At 65.4% G+C, this 17,440-nt stretch carries 16 protein-coding genes; 6 read left to right on the top strand and 10 right to left on the bottom strand.

Annotation, left to right across the window (positions count from 1 at the left end; translation table 11 throughout):
* Positions 1-2: 2 nt before the first annotated feature.
* From DCM79_RS03495 to DCM79_RS03485, 3 genes are all read right to left on the bottom strand, one after another.
* Positions 3-242 carry a PilZ domain-containing protein gene (locus DCM79_RS03495; RefSeq protein WP_257178653.1) on the bottom strand — a complete coding sequence of 80 codons (240 nt, stop codon included), beginning with the start codon at positions 240-242 and terminating at the stop codon, positions 3-5.
* Positions 243-336: 94 nt separating this feature from the next.
* Positions 337-2,034 carry an FMN-binding glutamate synthase family protein gene (locus DCM79_RS03490; protein ID WP_373568110.1) on the bottom strand — a complete coding sequence of 566 codons (1,698 nt, stop codon included), beginning with the start codon at positions 2,032-2,034 and terminating at the stop codon, positions 337-339.
* A gap of 331 nt (positions 2,035-2,365) precedes the next feature.
* Positions 2,366-3,139 carry a ferredoxin--NADP reductase gene (locus DCM79_RS03485; protein WP_028133978.1) on the bottom strand — a complete coding sequence of 258 codons (774 nt, stop codon included), beginning with the start codon at positions 3,137-3,139 and terminating at the stop codon, positions 2,366-2,368.
* A 384-nt stretch (positions 3,140-3,523) separates the two neighbouring features.
* Between DCM79_RS03485 and DCM79_RS03480 the strand changes: the two genes are divergently transcribed.
* Entirely contained in the window at positions 3,524-4,327 is an 804-nt protein-coding gene (locus DCM79_RS03480; protein WP_257180680.1) for a RimK family alpha-L-glutamate ligase, read from the top strand.
* A 370-nt stretch (positions 4,328-4,697) separates the two neighbouring features.
* Here DCM79_RS03480 and DCM79_RS03475 read toward each other — a convergent pair whose 3' ends face one another.
* Positions 4,698-4,898 (bottom strand): hypothetical protein, encoded by a 201-nt coding sequence (locus tag DCM79_RS03475; protein WP_257178652.1) that lies wholly within the window; start codon positions 4,896-4,898, stop codon positions 4,698-4,700.
* A gap of 549 nt (positions 4,899-5,447) precedes the next feature.
* On the opposite strand from DCM79_RS03475, the gene DCM79_RS03470 reads away from it, so the two are divergent.
* The 4 genes from DCM79_RS03470 (at position 5,448) to DCM79_RS03455 (ending at position 10,417) form a co-directional block, all read left to right on the top strand.
* A complete protein-coding gene (locus DCM79_RS03470; RefSeq protein WP_257178651.1) occupies positions 5,448-6,449 on the top strand; it encodes an NADP-dependent oxidoreductase in 1,002 nt (333 codons plus the stop codon).
* A 153-nt stretch (positions 6,450-6,602) separates the two neighbouring features.
* Positions 6,603-7,460 carry a cysteine rich repeat-containing protein gene (locus DCM79_RS03465; RefSeq protein WP_257178650.1) on the top strand — a complete coding sequence of 286 codons (858 nt, stop codon included), beginning with the start codon at positions 6,603-6,605 and terminating at the stop codon, positions 7,458-7,460.
* A 195-nt stretch (positions 7,461-7,655) separates the two neighbouring features.
* Positions 7,656-8,807: an FAD-dependent monooxygenase gene (locus DCM79_RS03460; RefSeq protein WP_257178649.1), complete on the top strand. Its 1,152-nt coding sequence runs from the start codon at positions 7,656-7,658 to the stop codon at positions 8,805-8,807.
* Positions 8,804-10,417: a benzoate-CoA ligase family protein gene (locus DCM79_RS03455; protein ID WP_257178648.1), complete on the top strand. Its 1,614-nt coding sequence runs from the start codon at positions 8,804-8,806 to the stop codon at positions 10,415-10,417. Before DCM79_RS03460 ends, DCM79_RS03455 begins: the two co-directional genes overlap by 4 nt.
* 147 nt (positions 10,418-10,564) lie before the next feature.
* On the opposite strand, the gene DCM79_RS03450 is transcribed toward DCM79_RS03455, so the two are convergent.
* Both DCM79_RS03450 and maiA read right to left on the bottom strand, forming a co-directional pair.
* Positions 10,565-11,077: a MarR family winged helix-turn-helix transcriptional regulator gene (locus tag DCM79_RS03450; RefSeq protein ID WP_257178647.1), complete on the bottom strand. Its 513-nt coding sequence runs from the start codon at positions 11,075-11,077 to the stop codon at positions 10,565-10,567.
* Entirely contained in the window at positions 11,067-11,699 is a 633-nt protein-coding gene (gene maiA, locus DCM79_RS03445) for a maleylacetoacetate isomerase (protein ID WP_257178646.1), read from the bottom strand. Before maiA ends, DCM79_RS03450 begins: the two co-directional genes overlap by 11 nt.
* A 204-nt stretch (positions 11,700-11,903) precedes the next feature.
* Here maiA and gtdA point away from each other — a divergent pair, with 204 nt between their 5' ends.
* Positions 11,904-12,944, top strand: coding sequence for a gentisate 1,2-dioxygenase (gtdA, locus tag DCM79_RS03440; RefSeq protein ID WP_257178645.1), 1,041 nt, complete (start codon positions 11,904-11,906; stop codon positions 12,942-12,944).
* 124 nt (positions 12,945-13,068) lie between these two features.
* Here gtdA and DCM79_RS03435 read toward each other — a convergent pair whose 3' ends face one another.
* The 4 genes from DCM79_RS03435 to DCM79_RS03420 form a co-directional block, all read right to left on the bottom strand.
* Positions 13,069-13,887 carry an ABC transporter permease gene (locus DCM79_RS03435; protein ID WP_257178644.1) on the bottom strand — a complete coding sequence of 273 codons (819 nt, stop codon included), beginning with the start codon at positions 13,885-13,887 and terminating at the stop codon, positions 13,069-13,071.
* Positions 13,880-14,653: an ABC transporter ATP-binding protein gene (locus DCM79_RS03430; RefSeq protein ID WP_257178643.1), complete on the bottom strand. Its 774-nt coding sequence runs from the start codon at positions 14,651-14,653 to the stop codon at positions 13,880-13,882. Before DCM79_RS03430 ends, DCM79_RS03435 begins: the two co-directional genes overlap by 8 nt.
* 286 nt (positions 14,654-14,939) lie before the next feature.
* Positions 14,940-15,944 (bottom strand): ABC transporter substrate-binding protein, encoded by a 1,005-nt coding sequence (locus tag DCM79_RS03425; RefSeq protein ID WP_257178642.1) that lies wholly within the window; start codon positions 15,942-15,944, stop codon positions 14,940-14,942.
* Between the two features lie 32 nt (positions 15,945-15,976).
* A complete protein-coding gene (locus DCM79_RS03420; RefSeq protein ID WP_257178641.1) occupies positions 15,977-17,341 on the bottom strand; it encodes an FAD-dependent oxidoreductase in 1,365 nt (454 codons plus the stop codon).
* Positions 17,342-17,440 lie beyond the last annotated feature (99 nt).

Here is a 17,440-nt window from a genome sequence, read left to right as displayed (position 1 = left end):
CCTCATCCGAACCTCACGCCGATCCGCTTCTCCTTGCGCCAGACCACGGTGCATGACAGATGCGCTGCATCCGCCGGAACGAACAGGATGAAGCGCTCGGGAATGCCGAGCGGGCTGGTGACGTCGAGCGCGGCGCCGGTGTCGGACAGGTTGCGCACGGTGCAGTCGATCGCGCCGCCGCCGAACTCGATCGATCCGGCCTTCAGCACGCGATGCCTTGCCTTGTCGCGCCGTTCGTCCATGGGCGCAATTTACACCCAAAGTTGAACCAACCGTTAAAAGCCCGCCGCGCTCCCGCCGCGTCTTGCGCACGCCGGTATCGCGGTGGGGCAACTGCTACAGCGCCGGCTGGAACGTGTCCGCCCGTGCCATCCGCCAGGCGTCGCTGAAGCGCGGGTCCGCGGTGCCTTCGAGCAGCTCGCCCGGACGCAGCTCCGGATAGAGCTGGGCAAAGGATCGCACCTGGGTCGTCGAGGTCCGCTGGCTGAAATGGATCGGGCGCAGCTGCTGCGGATGCTCAAGACCGGCCGCGGCGATCAGCTCGGTGAGCGAATGCAGCGTCGCGTGGTGATAATTATGCACGCGGTCGATCTTCAGCGGCACGTAGAGCGCGCGCGCGCGTGTCGGATCCTGCGTCGCCACCCCGGTCGGACAGCGGTCGGTGTGACAGCTCAGCGACTGGATGCAGCCGAGCGAGAACATGAAGCCGCGCGCCGAGTTGCAATAGTCTGCGCCGATCGCCATCGCGCGCGCCATGTCGAAGGCGGTCGCGATCTTGCCGGATGCCCCGATCTTGATGCGGTCGCGCGCATTGATGCCGATCAGCGCGTTGTGGACGAAACTGACGCCCTCGCGCATCGGCATGCCCAGATGATCCATGAATTCCAGCGGAGCCGCACCGGTGCCGCCTTCATTGCCGTCGACGACGATGAAGTCCGGGTAGATGCCGGTCTCCAGCATCGCCTTGCAGATCGCCAGGAATTCCCAGGGATGGCCGATGCAGAGCTTGAAGCCGGCCGGCTTGCCGCCCGAGAGACGGCGCATCTCGGCGATGAACTGCATCATGCCTGACGGCGTGGAGAACGCGCGGTGCGAGGCCGGGGAGATGCAGTCTTCGCCCATCGCGACGCCGCGGATCTTGGAGATCTCCTCCGAGACCTTTGCCGCCGGCAGCACGCCGCCGTGGCCGGGCTTGGCGCCCTGACTGACCTTGAGCTCGACCATCTTGATCTGGTCGTCGCTCGCGACGCGCGCGAACGCCTCGGGATCGAAGGTGCCGTCGAGATGGCGGCAGCCGAAATAGCCGGAGCCGATCTCCCAGATGATGTCGCCGCCCATCTCGCGGTGATAGGGGCTGACGCCACCCTCCCCGGTGTCGTGCGCGAAGCCGCCCTTCTTGGCACCGGCATTGAGCGCCCGCACCGCGTTGGGGCTGAGCGCGCCGAAGCTCATCGCGGAGATGTTGAACACCGAGGCCGAATAGGGCTTCTCGCAATCGGGACCGCCGATGGTGATGCGGAATTTTTCCTGGGCATGCGTCTTCGGCGAGACCGAATGGTGCATCCACTCATAGCCCTCGCGGTAGACGTCCTCCTGGGTGCCGAACGGACGCTTGTCGAGCTCCATCTTGGCGCGCTGATAGACCACCGCGCGGGTGTCGCGCGAGAACGGCATGCCGTCCTTCTCGCTCTCGAAGAAATATTGCCGCATCTCGGGCCGTATCTCTTCGAGCAGGAAGCGGATATGCGCGGAGATCGGGTAATTGCGCAGCACCGCGTGGCTCTTCTGCAGGAGATCGCGGACGCCGAGCAGCGTCAGCGCGCCGAAGATCAGGATCGGCACCAGCATGATGTCGAAGATCTTGCGGTCGGCGAGGCCGATACCGATCAGGAGCGCGGTGACGACCGCGCAGATCGTCAGCACGATGAAGCGCGGCGAGAACGGCAGCAGCAGGGTCTCCATGATCCCCTCTTCCGCCAGCGGCAGGCGTTTGGGGGCTTGCTGCGTCTTGTTGTCCTCGGCCACGATTCCCATCCTCTCGCCAGCATGAGGCGGTACGATACGCCTTCGCCTGTCATACGGATATGACGCGGCCCTTGTTTCAGGCTAGCGAATTCGGCCGAGACAAATCAATCAGCCTGACGGCCGGGTATTGCGGTGCAGCAGAGGGGGTGAATTGATGAGGGGCCTGGAACGGCCGCAAATGAGCCGTGTCCCGGGCAAGCGCAAGCGCAGACCCGGGACCCAGACTGCAACAGCACACGATGAGTGAGATGGGCCCCGGCTCTGCAGCGCATCGCACCGGACGATGCTTCGCATCGCCGGGGGCGCTGCACTGCGTCCGGGGCACGAGAGCGTGACGAGCTTACCGCTCGACGAACGCCTTCTCGATCACGAAATGGCCGGGCTTGTTGCCGCTGCCTTCGATGAAGTCGCGGCTCTCGAACATCACCTTCAGCTCCTCCAGCATCGCCGGGCTGCCGCACATCATGATGCGGTCGGTTGCGATGTCGAGCGGCGATTGCCCGATGTCGTTGAAGATCTGCTCGGAGCTGATGAGGTCGGTGATGCGGCCGCGGTTCTTGAACGGCTCGCGGGTCACGGTCGGATAGTAGACGAGCTTGTCTGCGAGCAGCTCGCCGAACAGCTCATCCTCGCGCAAGGTGGCGACGAGCTTCTCGCCATAGGCGAGCTCGGAGACCTGGCGGCAGCCGTGCACCAGCACGATGGACTCGAACTGCTCGTAGACCTCGGGGTCCTTGATCAGGCTCGCGAACGGGGCAAGGCCGGTGCCGGTCGAGAGCAGCATCAGCCGCTTGCCGGGAAGGAGGTTGTCGGTGATCAGAGTGCCGGTCGCCTTGCGGCCGACCAGGATGGTGTCGCCTTCCTTGATCTTCTGCAGGCGCGAGGTCAGCGGGCCGTCCTGCACCTTGATCGAGAAGAACTCGAGCTCTTCCTCGTGGTTGGCGCTCGCCATGCTGTAGGCGCGCAGCAGCGGCCGGCCGTCGACTTCGAGGCCGATCATGGCGAACTGGCCGTTCTGGAAGCGGAAGCCGGTGTCGCGCGTGGCGCGGAAGCTGAACAGCGTGTCGGTCCAGTGCTGAACGGAAAGAACCTTCTCTCGGTAAAACGCGCTCATGATTTTCGATATTCCGAATTATTGCGGTTTTCGGGCAACAGCGTTGCCCGGCCCCGAAAACAGGGCGGACACCATTGCCATGGCGGAGGATTTCGCGTGTGTGATCTACGCCATTGAGACCAATAATCAACCTCGTTTCGGCTGCAATTGATGCCGATCAAACCGGCATTCGCGGCGGAATTGGACCATCATTAATGAATCTGCTGCCTCGCCCGCCGGACAGGCAATTTCTTTTCCCTCCAGGGCTCGATTGCAGCACTTAATTTCCGTCGCGCTCGCGAGAATTTCATTAAGAATAGCTCTGATTTTCCGCGCGATTGACGCCGTTGCCCGCATTTTTGCGGCTTTCGGCGACGGGGAACGACAAGAGACATGACAGGCGATTTGGCAGGCGGCGAGCGAATCTTCGTGCGGGCGATCCGGCGCTATTGCGCGGACCACGGCATCGCCGTCGATGTCCGCGCCGGCGGCTGGCTGATCGCGATGCGCCGGGGCCAGATGCGCCGCTTCGCCTTCGGTTACGACATCGGCCTCAACAGCGCGATCGCGCACCGTCTCGCCAACGACAAATCGGCCACTGCCGAGGTGCTGACGCTGGAGCGCGTCCCCTGCATTCCGCACCAGCTCTTCCTCAATCCGAAGCTGGGCAGCAACGTGGTCGGCGCCGGCTGGCGGGAGGCCATGCTCGAGCTGCTTGGCGACAATCCGCAAGGGGTGGTGGTGAAGCCGAACGAGGGAACATCGGGCCGCTCGGTGTTCAAGGTGACGACCGAGGCAGAACTCGATCGCGCGGCCGGCGAGGTCTTCTCGATGAGCACCGGACTCGTGATCTCGCCCTATGTCGCGATCGAGGACGAGGTGCGTGTGGTGCTGCTGGATGACGCGCCGCGCGTCGTCTACAGCAAGCGGCGCGGCACGGATTGGCGACACAATCTCGATGCCGGCGCAAGGCCGGTGCTGCTGGAGGATGGCGATGTCCGCACGGCCTGCGTCAAGCTCGCGGCCGACGCCGCGCGCGCCATCGGCATTGTCTTTGCGTCGATCGACGTGGTTCGCGTCGACGGTGCATGGCGCGTGCTCGAGATCAATTCCGGCGTGATGATGGAGGCCCTGGCGAAGCTGCATCCGGAGCTGGTGCAAGCGACGTACGACGCGGCGCTGGACCGGGTGTTCGAGCCAGAGCACTGAGCCGCCAGCGCTGGCGCCGATATCCTGCGACAGCCAATCGGCAAAATGGAACGAGGCCCGGAGTACCGAGCCTCGTTACCCCGGCAACTGCATCGAGTTTCAGAGAGAGCCGCCAGGCTCCAAGACGTTATCGCACGTCCTGCTCGTGTCGGTTGCGCCAGCGCAAACAACAAAGAGATACGGCGGCGCGCACGCTGCAATTCTCGCAGGACCGCATCGGCCGCCGACAGGCTCCCGGCCCGCTAGATCAGGCAGGCGAGATAGACGACCGCCCCGCCGAGGACGACTGCGACGGACCAAAACGCCGGGTCAAACGGCTCGGTGGCAACGCCGCTCTCGATTCTGCTCACTCGCATCGCGGATCCTCGGGTCAGGGAGCGGCAACGATGGACAAACCGCTCAGAACCACCGGCTTGCCAGGCTTGAACACGGCGGTTCTCTCGACGGATACGGTTCTCGCGCTGGCGTGGAGGGAAACGGCAAGACCAGCGACGGCCGTAGCAACCAGCAGCGCGACGATGACGATCCTCGCGTGAGTGGCGCGGTCGGCGCTATAAATCGAATGATTCATTGGGCTCTCCGAACTCTGTTCCGCAAGGCATTGTTAAACGGAACCGCCGGGCCGCGCGATTGCGCGGCTTATCTTAGGGCGAGTCCCCTAAGTAGTCTGCCGGAGAGAATTCAACCTCCGAAGCTGTGCAAATCAACGTCGCACCGTCCGCTTCGCAACTAGAAATCCGCGGCTCCCATCTTTCGGACTGCGGACAGGAACGAAGCGCACCAATTGGCTCTGGCGATGCTCGTCCTCGCCTGCACGGCCGTGACAATGGTGGCGGGGCAGCTTTACATGCAGCAGCGCATGGAGTTGCGGACTTTCACGGCCAGACACGTGACGGCGCGATCGCTGGGTGTTTGGCCGGCTGCGGCGATGCGCGGGTGATGCAAGACCAGATTTCGTCGGCACGAGGCGGCCCTGGCGTCCAGCCGTTGGCAGGATGTTCCCGTTGTGAAATCGAACGCGGCGCTCTAGCCTTCGTGCGGCGCACAACACATGCGGCTCGCACGTCTCGTTTGCGGCGGCTGCATCAATAATCGTCAAGACATCAATGAGGAAAACGCCATGAGCGGCAACGCCAATCGCCAGATCCTGCTGGTCGAAAAACCCGGCGGCAAGCTCGGCCTCGAGCATTTCAAGATGATCGACGGCGCAATGCCGGAACCGAAAGACGGCGAGGCCCTGCTGCGCGTGCGGTACATTTCACTCGACGCCGCCAACCGCGCCTGGATGCACGGCGCGACCTATCGCTCCGCGGTCGAGGCCAACAGCGTGATGGCCGGCGGCGCCATTGCCGAGGTCGTCAGCTCGAAGGCGCCCGAGCTTGCGCCCGGCGACATCGTGTTCGGCGACACCGGCTGGCAGGAATATGCGGCGGTGCCGGCGAAGCATCTCACCAGGATGCCGAAGCTCGAACCGATGACGCATCTGCTCAGCGTGTTCGGCATCGCCGGCCTCACCGCCTATTTCGGCCTGCTCGAGATCGGCAAGCCCAAGGAGGGGGAGACCGTGGTGGTCTCGGCGGCGGCGGGCTCGGTCGGCTCGATCGTCGGGCAGATCGCCAAGATCAGGGGATGCCGCGTCATCGGCATCGCAGGCGGCGCTGAGAAGTGCAGCTGGCTGACCTCCGAGCTCGGCTTCGATGCCGCGGTCGACTACAAGGACGGCGCATTGTTCAAGGCGCTGCGTGCGGCTGCTCCTGATGGCATCGACGTCTATTTCGACAATGTCGGCGGCGACATTCTCGAAGCCTGCCTGCCGCAGATGAACAATTACGGCCGCATCGCCTGCTGCGGCGCGATCTCGCAATATGACGGCGTGCCCGCAGCGCACGGCCCGCGCGGCGTGCCGGGACTGATCGTGGTGAAGCGGCTGGTCATGCAGGGCTTCATCGTGATGGACTACATGAAGGAGAGCCAGCGCGCGCTCGCCGATCTCCAGGCGTGGGTCAAGTCCGGCAAGCTGAAGGTGCAGGAAGACATCATCGCCGGCCTCGAGAACACGCCGAAGGCGCTGATCGGATTGCTCGCGGGCGAGAACCGCGGCAAGCGCATGGTCAGGCTCTGACCACGCCGGCACATCGTCATCGCGCCGGCACAATCTGCTTGCGGTAGCGGCCGAAGCGGCCAATGATATCGCTCGCGAAGCATCACTCGCGACGATTGCGCGCGACCTTGATGAAGCGTCGAACAATATCGACAGGGGCAGGAATTCATCCGGATGGTCAACACGTTGAAACAAGTCGCAACGCGCAAGGCGTTGCTGGCGGCGGCACTGTTCGCAACTGCAACAGGCGCGTTCGCGCAGGCGCCGACCGACGCCCAGAAGAGCGCCATCAGGTCCGCGTGCCGCTCGGACTTCATGGCGCATTGCTCGAGCGTGACGCCCGGCGGCACGGAAGCGTTTCAATGTCTGCAGAAGAACGTGTCGAGCCTCTCGCCGGGATGTCAGACCGCGGTTCGCGCGATCGCTCCGCCGGCGGCGCCGAAAGCCGAGGCTGCTCCCACCCCGCCGAAGACCGAAGCTGCACCCAAGGAAACGGTCAAGGAAGCGGCCCCCAAAGCCGAGCCGGCGCCGGCACCTGCCGCACCGAAGGCTGAATCCGCTCCCGCTGCGAAGCCGGCCGCGGCGCCGAAGGCCGCCGCGCCCAAGCAGCCCAGCAGCGCGCAGCTTGCTGCGATCAAGAGCTCCTGCCGCAGCGATTATCCCAAGGTCTGCGCCAGCGTGCCGCCGGGCGGAACGGCCGCGCTCGAATGCCTGGAGAAGAACAAGGCGAAGGTCTCGCCAGCCTGCGAGAAGGCCGTCAGCGCTGCGACCGGCGCTGGCGCGGCGGCTCCCGCTGCGCCGCCGGGAGCCGCTGCAGCCGCGCCTGCCGCGGCGCCGACCGTGCTCGTGCTGCGCCCCTTGCGGCCGCGCGAACAGCTGTTCGTCGCCCAATCGGCCTGCGGCGCCGACATCCGCACCATCTGCGCCGGCGTCGAGGCCGGCGGCGGCCGCATCATTCAGTGCCTGGCCAGCAATGTCGCGTCGCTGTCACCGGCGTGCAGGGACGTGCTGGCGCGATTCGCGGCGCGATAGCTTGTCTGACCCGCGAATAGCCAAGCCGGCGCGGTTTGGCTATGATTCGGACTGACGGTTGGATGCGCGCAAAACGTGTGTCCGACGATGAGTTTCGGTGCCCGCGCTCGGCGGATAATTCCGCTGGCGCCGGACGCCGGAGCACATTAGTCTACCCCTAGATAGTAAGTATACTGTCAATTAGGGAGGCAGACGTTGCGGATCGCCGTGATTGGCGGGGGCCCCGCTGGGCTCTATTTCGCCTATCTCTGGAAGAAGCGTCACCCCGAGGATCAGGTCGACCTGTTCGAACAGAACCCGGCCGACGCGACCTGGGGCTTTGGCGTCGTGTTCTCCGACCAGGCGCTGGAATTCCTGCGCGCCGACGACCCCGAGACGGTCGACGCGATCGCGCCGCACATGGAGAGCTGGGAGAACATCACGCTGAACCTCGGCGGCGACAGCGTCGCCATCGACGGGGTCGGCTTCTCCTCGATCGGGCGGCTGGAGCTGCTCCGATTCCTGCAGCAGCGCGCGCTCGACGTCGGCGTCACGCCCCGCTTCGATACGCAGATCCACGCCATCGACCAGCTCCATGGCCACGATTTGATCGTCGCCGCCGACGGCCTGAACTCGCTGGTGCGCCGCGCCTATGAGGGCGATTTCGGCACCTCGCTGTCCTATTCCTCCAACAAGTTCGTCTGGTACGGCACCTCGAAGCGCTTCGACACGCTGTCGCAGACCTTCGTGAAGACCGACCGCGGCGCCTTCAACGCCCATCATTACCGCTACTCGCCGGCCATGAGCACCTTCCTGGTCGAATGCGACCACGCGACCTGGCAGGCCTATGGCTTCGCCTACAAGGACGTCGAGCAGTCCAAGGGCGTCTGCGAAGAAGTGTTCGCGGACACGCTGGGCGGCCATTGCCTCGTCTCCAACAAATCGGTTTGGCGCAACTTTCCCTGGGTCTGGAACGAACACTGGTCGTTCAAGAACATGGTGCTGCTCGGGGACGCCCTGCACTCGGCGCATTTCTCGATCGGCTCGGGCACGCGGCTTGCCATCGAGGACGCCATCGCGCTGGTCAAGGCGCTGGAATCGGATGCGCATCTTGCGACCGCCCTGCATCGCTACCAGGCCGCGCGCAAGCCGGTGGTGCAGAAGCTCGTCAATGCCGCGCGCACCTCGGCGTTCTGGTACGAGCACTTTGCCGAGCACATGAAGCTTCCGCTGATGGATTTCGCCTACAGCTACATCACCCGCTCGGGCCGGATCGACGATTCCCGGCTGCGCGCAATGTCGCCGGCCTTCATGGCCCGCTACGAGGCGGCCAGGGGTGATGGAAACGACGGCGGAGACGAGGCATGAGCGACGAGATTCGCGACCGGGTGCCCGCCGACAGCGCGGGAGCGCGCGAGATCGGCTTTGCCGTTCCCGAGCTCTACAACGCCAGCCGGGTGCTGTTCGACAACCTCGCCAAGGGCCGCGGCGACAAGCTGGCGCTGTTGGGCCCCGCGGGCACGCGGACCTATGCCGAGCTGTGCGCGGAGGCCTGCCGCTGGGGCAACGGCTTTGCTTCGCTCGGCCTGAAGCGCGGCGACCGCGTGCTGCTGTTCCTCGACGACACGCCGGCCTATCCGGCCGCGTTCTTCGGCGCGGTGCGCGCCGGCTTCGTGCCGCTGCTGATCAACACGCTGACGCCGCCCGACCTGCTGCAATTCTATCTCGCCGATTCCGGGGCGGAAGTTGCGGTGGCGGACGCCGAATTCTGCGCGCGCTTCAATGCGGAGGCCTGCAAGGACACCAGGCTGCATACGCTGATCGTCGCCAACGGCGCGGCGGGCGATCACGCGGTGCCGAGAGCGGTTGCGGCAGCCGACTGGCTGGCGCAATTCCCGGCCCAGCTGGCCGAAGTCTCCACGCATCGCAACGAGATGGCGTTCTGGATGTATTCCTCCGGCTCAACCGGCCGGCCCAAGGGCATCGTGCATCTCCAGCACGACATGGCCTATAGCGATCTCGCCTTCGCGCAGAACATCCTGAAGCTGACGCCTGACGACATCTGCTTCTCCGTGCCGAAGATCTTCTTCGCCTACGGCTTCGGCAATTCCGTCACCTTCCCGTTCTCGGCGGGAGCTGCAACGCTGCTGCTGCCGGGCCAGCCGAAACCCGCGGCGATCTTCGCAGCGATCGCGCAGCACAGGCCGACGGTCTTCTTCGGCCTGCCGACGCTGTATACGGCGCTGACCAAGGCCGAGGGCGCGGACAAGACCGACTTCTCGTCACTCCGCATGTCCCTCTCCGCCGCCGAAGTGCTTTCGGCCGAGGTCTTCAACGGCTGGAAGACGCTCACCGGCCTTGAGATCGTCGAAGGCCTCGGCTCCACCGAGGTGCTGCACATCTATCTCTCCAACCGGCCCGGGCAGAAGAAGCTCGGCGCCGCGGGCCTGCGCGTCCCCGGCTACGAGGTCGCGCTGCGCGACAAGGACGGTCGCGAGGTCGGCGACAACGAGGAAGGCATCCTGTGGGTCCGCGGCGATTCCAACACGCCGCTGTACTGGAATCGGCCGGACAAATCCGCCGAGACCATCCGCGAGGAAGGGTGGATCTACACCGGCGACCGCTTCGTCAGGGATGCCGACGGCTTCCACTTCTTCCGCGGCCGCGCCGATGATCTGATCAAGATCTCCGGCCAATGGGTCTATCCGCTCGAGGTCGAGCTGTGCCTTGCCGACCACCCCGATATCCGCGAATGCGCGGTGTTCGCCGCCGAACTGCCGGACCGCCGCATGACGCTGAAGGCGGTGGTGGTGATGAACAACCGCGCGGCCAACCAGGGTGAGACGACGCGGCGGCTGCAGGATTACGTCAAGGGCAGGCTGCTGCCCTACAAATATCCGCGCGAGGTCATCTTCATCGACGAGCTGCCGAAGACCGGCACGGGGAAGATCGACCGGCAGGCCTTGCTGCGGATGTGAGGCGGAGATCCACGCACTGCAATTGTAGGGTGGGCAAAGCGGAGCGTGCCCACGACTTCGGATCCGTTTGAGAGAGATCGTGGGCACGGCGCTTTGCGCCTTTGCCCACCCTACGAGATCTCGCGCTGGGCTCGCCGTGGCGCCCCCTCATCCCGTCTTGCCCAGATGCTCCAGCGCATCCTCGGCCCGCAGCGGCACGCGTGAGGCCTCGTTGTTGAGGTCGACGAGCTGCGACAGGAGCCCCATCAGCGTCTTGCGGTCCGCCGGCTTCAGCGGCTCCAGCATGCGCAGCTGGGCGCGCTCGACGGCGGGGATGATCTCGCGCAGGATCGCGGCGCCAGACTTGGTCAGATAGAGCAGCTTGATGCGCTTGTCCTCGGGCGCCGGCTTGCGCTCGACATAGTCCTTGGCCTGCAGCCGCTCGATCACGCTGCCGAGCGTGGAGCGGTCGAAGGCGATCACCGCCGACAGCCGAGTGGCGTCGATGCCGGGATGGGTGTGGATCGCGATCAGTGCCGCATATTGCACCGGGGTCAGGTCGAACGCCTTGCACTCCTCCATGAAGATCGAGACCGCGATCTGCTGCATGCGCCGGAACAGATAGCCCGGCGCGGCATAGACGGCGTCGATCGTGATCGGAGCGGCAGGCTTACTCGGCATCGGGCTGCTTCTCCGGCGCAGCTTCGGCGAACGCCGGCAGCGCCTTGGCGGCGGCTTCGGCCTCCAGCAGGCGCGGATAGGCCGAGACGTCGACGCCGAAACGGCGCGCATTGGCGAGCTGCGGCACGAGACAGAGATCGGCCAGCGTCGGCGCGTCGCCAAAACAGAACGGGCCCGGCTCGTCCTTGATCAGGATCTCGCAGGCCGCCAGGCCTTCGCGGTTGACCCAGGCGGCCCAGTCCTGGACCTTGTCCTCGGCCAGGCCGAGCTCGCGCAGCCGCGCCAGCACTTTCAGGTTCTGCAGCGGATGGGTGTCGCAGGCGATCGCCAGCGCAAACGCCCTCACCTTGGCGCGCTGCAGCGCATCCTTCGGCAGCAGCGGCGGACGGGGATGCGTCTCGTCGAGCCATTCGATGATGGCGACCGATTGCGTCAGCACCGTACCGGCATCGTTCTCCAATGCCGGCACCAGGCCTTGCGGGTTGATGGCGAGATAGGCGGGCGCGCATTGCTCGCCCTTGCGCAAATGATGCGGCAGATGCGCGGCCTTGAGGCCCTTCAGGTTCAGCGCGATCCGCACCCGATAGGCGGCGCTGGAGCGGAAATAGCCGTGCAGCTTCATTGGGACCCTCCCTCGTGATTTCTGTCATTCCGGGGCTCGCGCAGCGAGAGCCCGGAATCCATACTCCCGATCGTGGTTATGGATTCCGGGCTCGACGCTGGCGCGTCGCCCCGGAATGACAGCGACCTTGTAGGCCCTTAGCCACATTGACGCTACCCAGATCGTCAGTATACTGTCAATCAGCAAACGATCGGGAGCGCCGCCATGGAAGCCGTGACCAAGACGCCGGAACGCGAGGCGTTCTACAAGAAGATCGACGGCGAAAACCTCACCGCGCTGTGGACGGTGATGAGCGATCTGATCACGCCGGAGCCGAAGAGCGCCTGCCGGCCGCATCTGTGGAAATTCGACGTCATCCGCGACTACATGATCGAAGCCGGCAAGCTGATCACCGCCCGAGAAGCCGAGCGGCGCGTGCTGGTGCTGGAGAATCCCGGCTTGCGCGGTCAGTCCAAGATCACGACCTCGCTCTATGCCGGCGTGCAGATGGTGGTCCCCGGCGACGTCGCGCCTGCCCATCGTCACAGCCAGTCGGCGCTACGCTTCGTGCTCGAAGGCAAGGGCGCGCACACCGCCGTCGACGGCGAGCGCACCGCGATGGAGCCGGGCGACTTCATCATCACGCCGTCGATGACCTGGCACGATCATTCCAACGAGACCGACCAGCCGATGTTCTGGCTCGACGGCCTCGACATTCCCATGGTGCAGTTCTTCGACTGCTCGTTCGCGGAAGGTTCGAAGGAGGACCAGCAGAAGATCACCAAGCCCGCCGGCGACAGCTTTGCGCGCTACGGCCACAATCTGCTGCCGGTCGACGTGAAGCGCACATCGAAGACCTCGCCGATCTTCAGCTATCCCTATGCCTATACGCGCGAGGCGTTGGAGAAGGCCAGGACCAGCCAGGAATGGGACGCCTGCCACGGCCTGAAGCTGAAGTTCAGCAACCCCGAGACCGGCGATTTCGCGATGCCGACCATCGGCACCTTCATCCAGCTGCTGCCCAAGGGCTTCAAGACCGCGCGCTATCGCTCGACCGATGCCACCGTGTTCTGTCCGATCGAGGGCAAGGGCCGCAGCCGCATCGGCGATGCCGTGTTCGAATGGGGCCCGCGTGATCTGTTCGTGGTGCCGAGCTGGCAATGGGTGACGCACGAGACGGACGACGATGCGGTGCTGTTCAGCTTCTCGGATCGCCCGGTGCAGCAGAAGCTGGACCTGTTTCGCGAGGACCGCGGCAACGCGTGAGGGGTCTCGTGGCTCTCGTAGGGTGGGCAAAGGCGCACTTGCGCCGTGCCCACGTCTTCTCGTGATCGTGAGAGGTGGTGGGCACGCTTCGCTTTGCCCACCCTACGGCAGCGGTCAAGTTTCGCTACCGCCAGTGCAACAACCGCATCTCCAGCCAGCCGATCACCTTGCCGATCGCAAGGCCGAACACCGACAGGATGACGACGCCGGCGAGCAGTTGATCGGTCTGCATGAGATTGCCGGCCTGGAGCACGAAGGCGCCGATGCCGTATTGGGCGCCGATCATCTCGGCGCTGACGACGAGCAGCAGCGCGACGGAGGCGGTGATGCGGAAGCCGGCGAGGATCGCGGGCAGCGCGCCGGGCCAGATCACCTTGCGCACGATGGTGGCGAAGGGAACGTTGAAGCTCTGCGCCATGCGGATCAGGTTGCGCGGCACCGCGTCGACGCCGCTATAGACCGAGATCGCGGTCGAGAAGAACACCCCGAGCGCAATGGTCGCGATCTTCGGCTCTTCGCCGATGCCGAGCCAGAGGATCAGCAGCGGCAACAGCGCGATCTTCGGGATCGGGAACAATGCCGAGATGAAGGTGATGCCGACACTGCGCGCCAGCCGCGACAGGCCGATGGCGAAGCCGACGGCAACGCCGGCGGCGGTGCCGAGCAGCCAGCCGACGCCGATGCGCAGCAGCGAGGCGGACACATGCTGCCAGAGCGCCCCCGAGATCGCGAGCTGATAGATCGCCCGGACGATGGCAGCGGGCGTCGGCAGAAACAGCGCATTGACGAGCCCGGCGCTGCCGGCGGCCTGCCAGATCGCAATGACGAGGGCGAGCGCGATCCACCCGCCGTAGCGGCTGCTCGCGGGCACGAAGCCGGCGCCGCGGAAACCGACGCGCCGCGTCGCTTCGTCCTGTGCAGGGAGGCCCGCGCGATCAAGCATGCTGGACCTCGCGCTCGGCGTCGATCGCCTCGTTGCGGATCAGCGACCAGATCTGGGTCTGCACCGCCAGCAGCTTCTCGCGCGCGGCGGCTTCGCCGCGCTCGGTGCGCGTCATCGGCACGGTCACGACCTCGCGGATGCGGCCGGGCCTGCGCGACAGCACCACGATGCGATCGGCGAGCCGCGCCGCCTCTTCGAGATTATGCGTGACATAGACCGCGCCCATGCCGCCATCGGCGAGCAGGCGGACGAAATCCTCCATCAAGAGCTCGCGGGTCTGCGAATCCAGTGCCGACAGCGGCTCGTCCATCAGCAGGATGGCAGGTCTCACCGCCAGCGCGCGCGAAATGCCGACGCGCTGGCGCATGCCGCCGGAGAGCTGCTTCGGATAGGTCTTGCGGAAATCGGTCAGGCCGGTGCGGTGCAAGGCATCGTCGACCAGCGCGCGGCGCTGCGCCGCCGAAAGCTGGGCATGCAGCAGCGGGAATTCGACGTTCTGCTCGACCGTGGCCCAGGGCAGCAGAGCGAAATCCTGGAACACGAAGGTCAGCGGATTGAGGCTGTCCGCCGGCGGCGAGCCGCGCAATTCGGGCGCGCCGGACGAGGGCTGCAGCAGCCCGCCGAGGATCGACAGCAGCGTGCTCTTGCCGCAGCCCGAGGGCCCGACGATTGCTACCACCTCGCCGGCGCCGACGATGAAGGAGACGTCATCGAGCACGGCGAGATCGCCGAAACAATGGGAGATGTGGCTGGCGATCAGGTCCATGCAGTGGACCTGCTCTTTTCATCCTCCCCTGGAGGGGAAGGGTCGGCTCGCATGTAGCGAAGCGAAATGCGAGCCGGGGTGGGGTGACGGTCTATCCACGATTGCGCTGACAATGCCCGCCCTCGAACTTTCCGCGTGTGCTCGGGGCGAATGACGGACGGACCGCCGCCCTGGCTCACCCCACCCCGCTCGCGCCGGACGATGCTGCGCATCGTCGGTGCGATCGACCCTCCCCCTCCAGGGGAGGGTGGCAGGTTGCCCGTCGCGAGTGTCCGCATCGTCAGCATCAATCCGCCTTCACGAATTCCTTGGCGATGATCGCATCCGCGTCAAAACCCTTGTCGGCGAAGCCCTGCTCCTGCAGCCATTTGATCTGGTTGTCGACGTTCTTCACGTCGAGCTTGCCGTCGGGATCGATATAGGCGCAATTGCCGACCACCTGCTCGACCGGCAGATTGGTGTACTTGGCGATGATCTCGAGCAGCGGCTTGGTCTTGTCGTTGATCGGCGCGACACCGTCCTTCATCGCCGCCAGGATGACGTCGTAATATTCGCGGTCGGCCTTGGCCAGGGCGCCGAGCAGCTTTGTCACGAGCGCCTTGTTGGTCAGCGTCTTCGGCGAGGCGAACACCGCGCCCAGCTGCCAGGGCGTCTCGTCGCCGACCCAGCCCAGGAATTTCGCGCCGCCTTCGTCCATGAGCTTGCGCGCGGTCGAGATCGGCAGCAGCGCCGCATCGACGGTCTCGCCCTTCAGCGCCGCCGCCGCATTCGACAGCGATTGCAGCGGCACGATCTTCACGTCCGCGAGCTTGAAGCCGTATTTGTCGGCGAGCAGGCCGAGCGAATAGTGAAAGCTCGATCCGACCTGCGTCATCGCCACGCGCTTGCCGGCGAGGTCCTTTGGCGTCTTGAGGCCAGCCGCATAGGCGTTGTTGCTGGCGAAATAACCGATCAGGGGATAGCCCGCCTTCTCGCGGCTCATGCCGCCGATCACCTTCAGCGTGCCCTTGCCGGCGAGATTGTAGAGACCCGCGGTGAAGGCGGTGATGCCGAAATCGACGTCGCCCGAGGTGGTCGCGACCGCAATCGGCTGGGCCGCGTCGAAGAATTTCAGCTCGACCTCGAGGCCGGCCTCGCGGAAATAGCCCTTGTCCTGCGCGATGAAGACGGGCGCGGAGGAGGACAGGCGGAGCACGCCGATCCTGGCCTTCAGCGCGTCCTCGGCCCTTGCACCGCCCATCGCCGTGATCGCCAGAAGGCCCGCGAGTGCGAGCCGCGCCATTCCGATCATCCGTTTCCTCCGCTTTGTTCTCTTGCCGCCCGTCACAATCCTTCCGGCACCCTTTGGTCCCGGCCGATGAAGGCACCCTGTTGTTTCAACGTTTCCTGCAATTTTTCAATGGGGATTTCGCGTGGAATCCGGTTTCCTGAGAGCGCCAGCGCGGCGGCCGAGCCGGCGGCCTCCCCCATCGCGAAGCAGGCCCCGGACACCCGCGCCGCGGACTGGCCCTCATGGGTCATGGAGGCGCAGCGGCCGGCAACCAGCAGGTTGTCGACGCCTTCGGGCACCAGCATCCGGTAGGGTAGCTCGTTATAGCCGCGGGATTGCGGGATCGGCGGGAAGGTGAAGACGACGTCGCCGGACACATGGGCCTCGATCGGCCAGCCATTGACGCCGATGGAATCATCGAACGAGGCGCAGCCGAGCACGTCCCCGCCGCTGAGCTGATAGCCGCCCGTGATGCGGCGGGTCTCGCGGATGCCGAGCTGCGGCGGCAGGTCCACGATGTAGGACTTTTCGAAGCCCGGCACGGTGCGCAGGAACTCGAACGCGGCGAGCGCCTGCTTGCGACCCTCGATCTCGCCGCGGGTGAGATCGTCGGGCTCGACGCCATTGATGGCGTGGCCGTCCTCGCGCGCCACTTGCGTGAAGTTCACCCGCCATTCGATGCCGGACTTCTGCGGCCGCACGATCGCGCTCTTGCGCGGAAATTGATGCGTGCCGGCCGCAATGGCCTTCTCCATCAATTGCGGAATGGTCCGCCAGGCTTCGCCCGCCCGCGCAGGATCGATGCCGTTGAGACGGAGCATCATCGAGGGGTACATCGGATGACCGTGCGCATCGCCGATCTCGAACGGCGCGCCGGCCCAGACCGCGAGATCGCCGTCGCCGGAGCAGTCGATGAAGATCTCCGCGCGCACCGCCTGCCGGCCGGCCTTGGTCTCGACCAGCAGCGCGTCGATGCGGCTGCTGTCGCCCATCACGACGCCGGCGCCGAGCGCGTGGAACAGGATGTGCACCTTGTGGCTGGCGAGCAGCTCGTCGGCCGCGATCTTGTAGGCGGCGGTGTCATAGGCCTGCGCAAACACCTTGCCGAGGATCAGGTGCGGCGCGTTCAGGCCGTTCAGATGGTCGATCCGCGCCAGCAGCTCGGAAGCCATGCCCTGCACCAGCCGCCGGTGCTCGCCATGGACATTGCCATGCAGGCCGCAGAAATTGGTGACGCCGGCCGCCGTGCCCATGCCGCCGAGGAAACCGTAGCGCTCGATCAGAAGCGTCTTGCGCCCGGCGCGCGCGCTTGAAGCCGCCGCGACGATGCCGGCGGGACCGCCGCCGAGCACGACGACTTCATACTCGCCATAGAGCGGCACCTGTCGTGCCGGTTCTTCGATCGTCACGGCCCGCATGGCGCGTCCCTTCCCGGAATTCCTTGCTTGCGGGCGACTATGAATTAACGCGGAGCAGGATACAATCTATCAAAATATGCGATCAGCTTTCGTGAATCG

The sequence above is a fragment of the Bradyrhizobium sp. WBOS07 genome, from assembly GCF_024585165.1.
Taxonomy (GTDB): domain Bacteria; phylum Pseudomonadota; class Alphaproteobacteria; order Rhizobiales; family Xanthobacteraceae; genus Bradyrhizobium; species Bradyrhizobium japonicum_B.
This window is presented reverse-complemented; position numbering and strand designations above follow the sequence as displayed.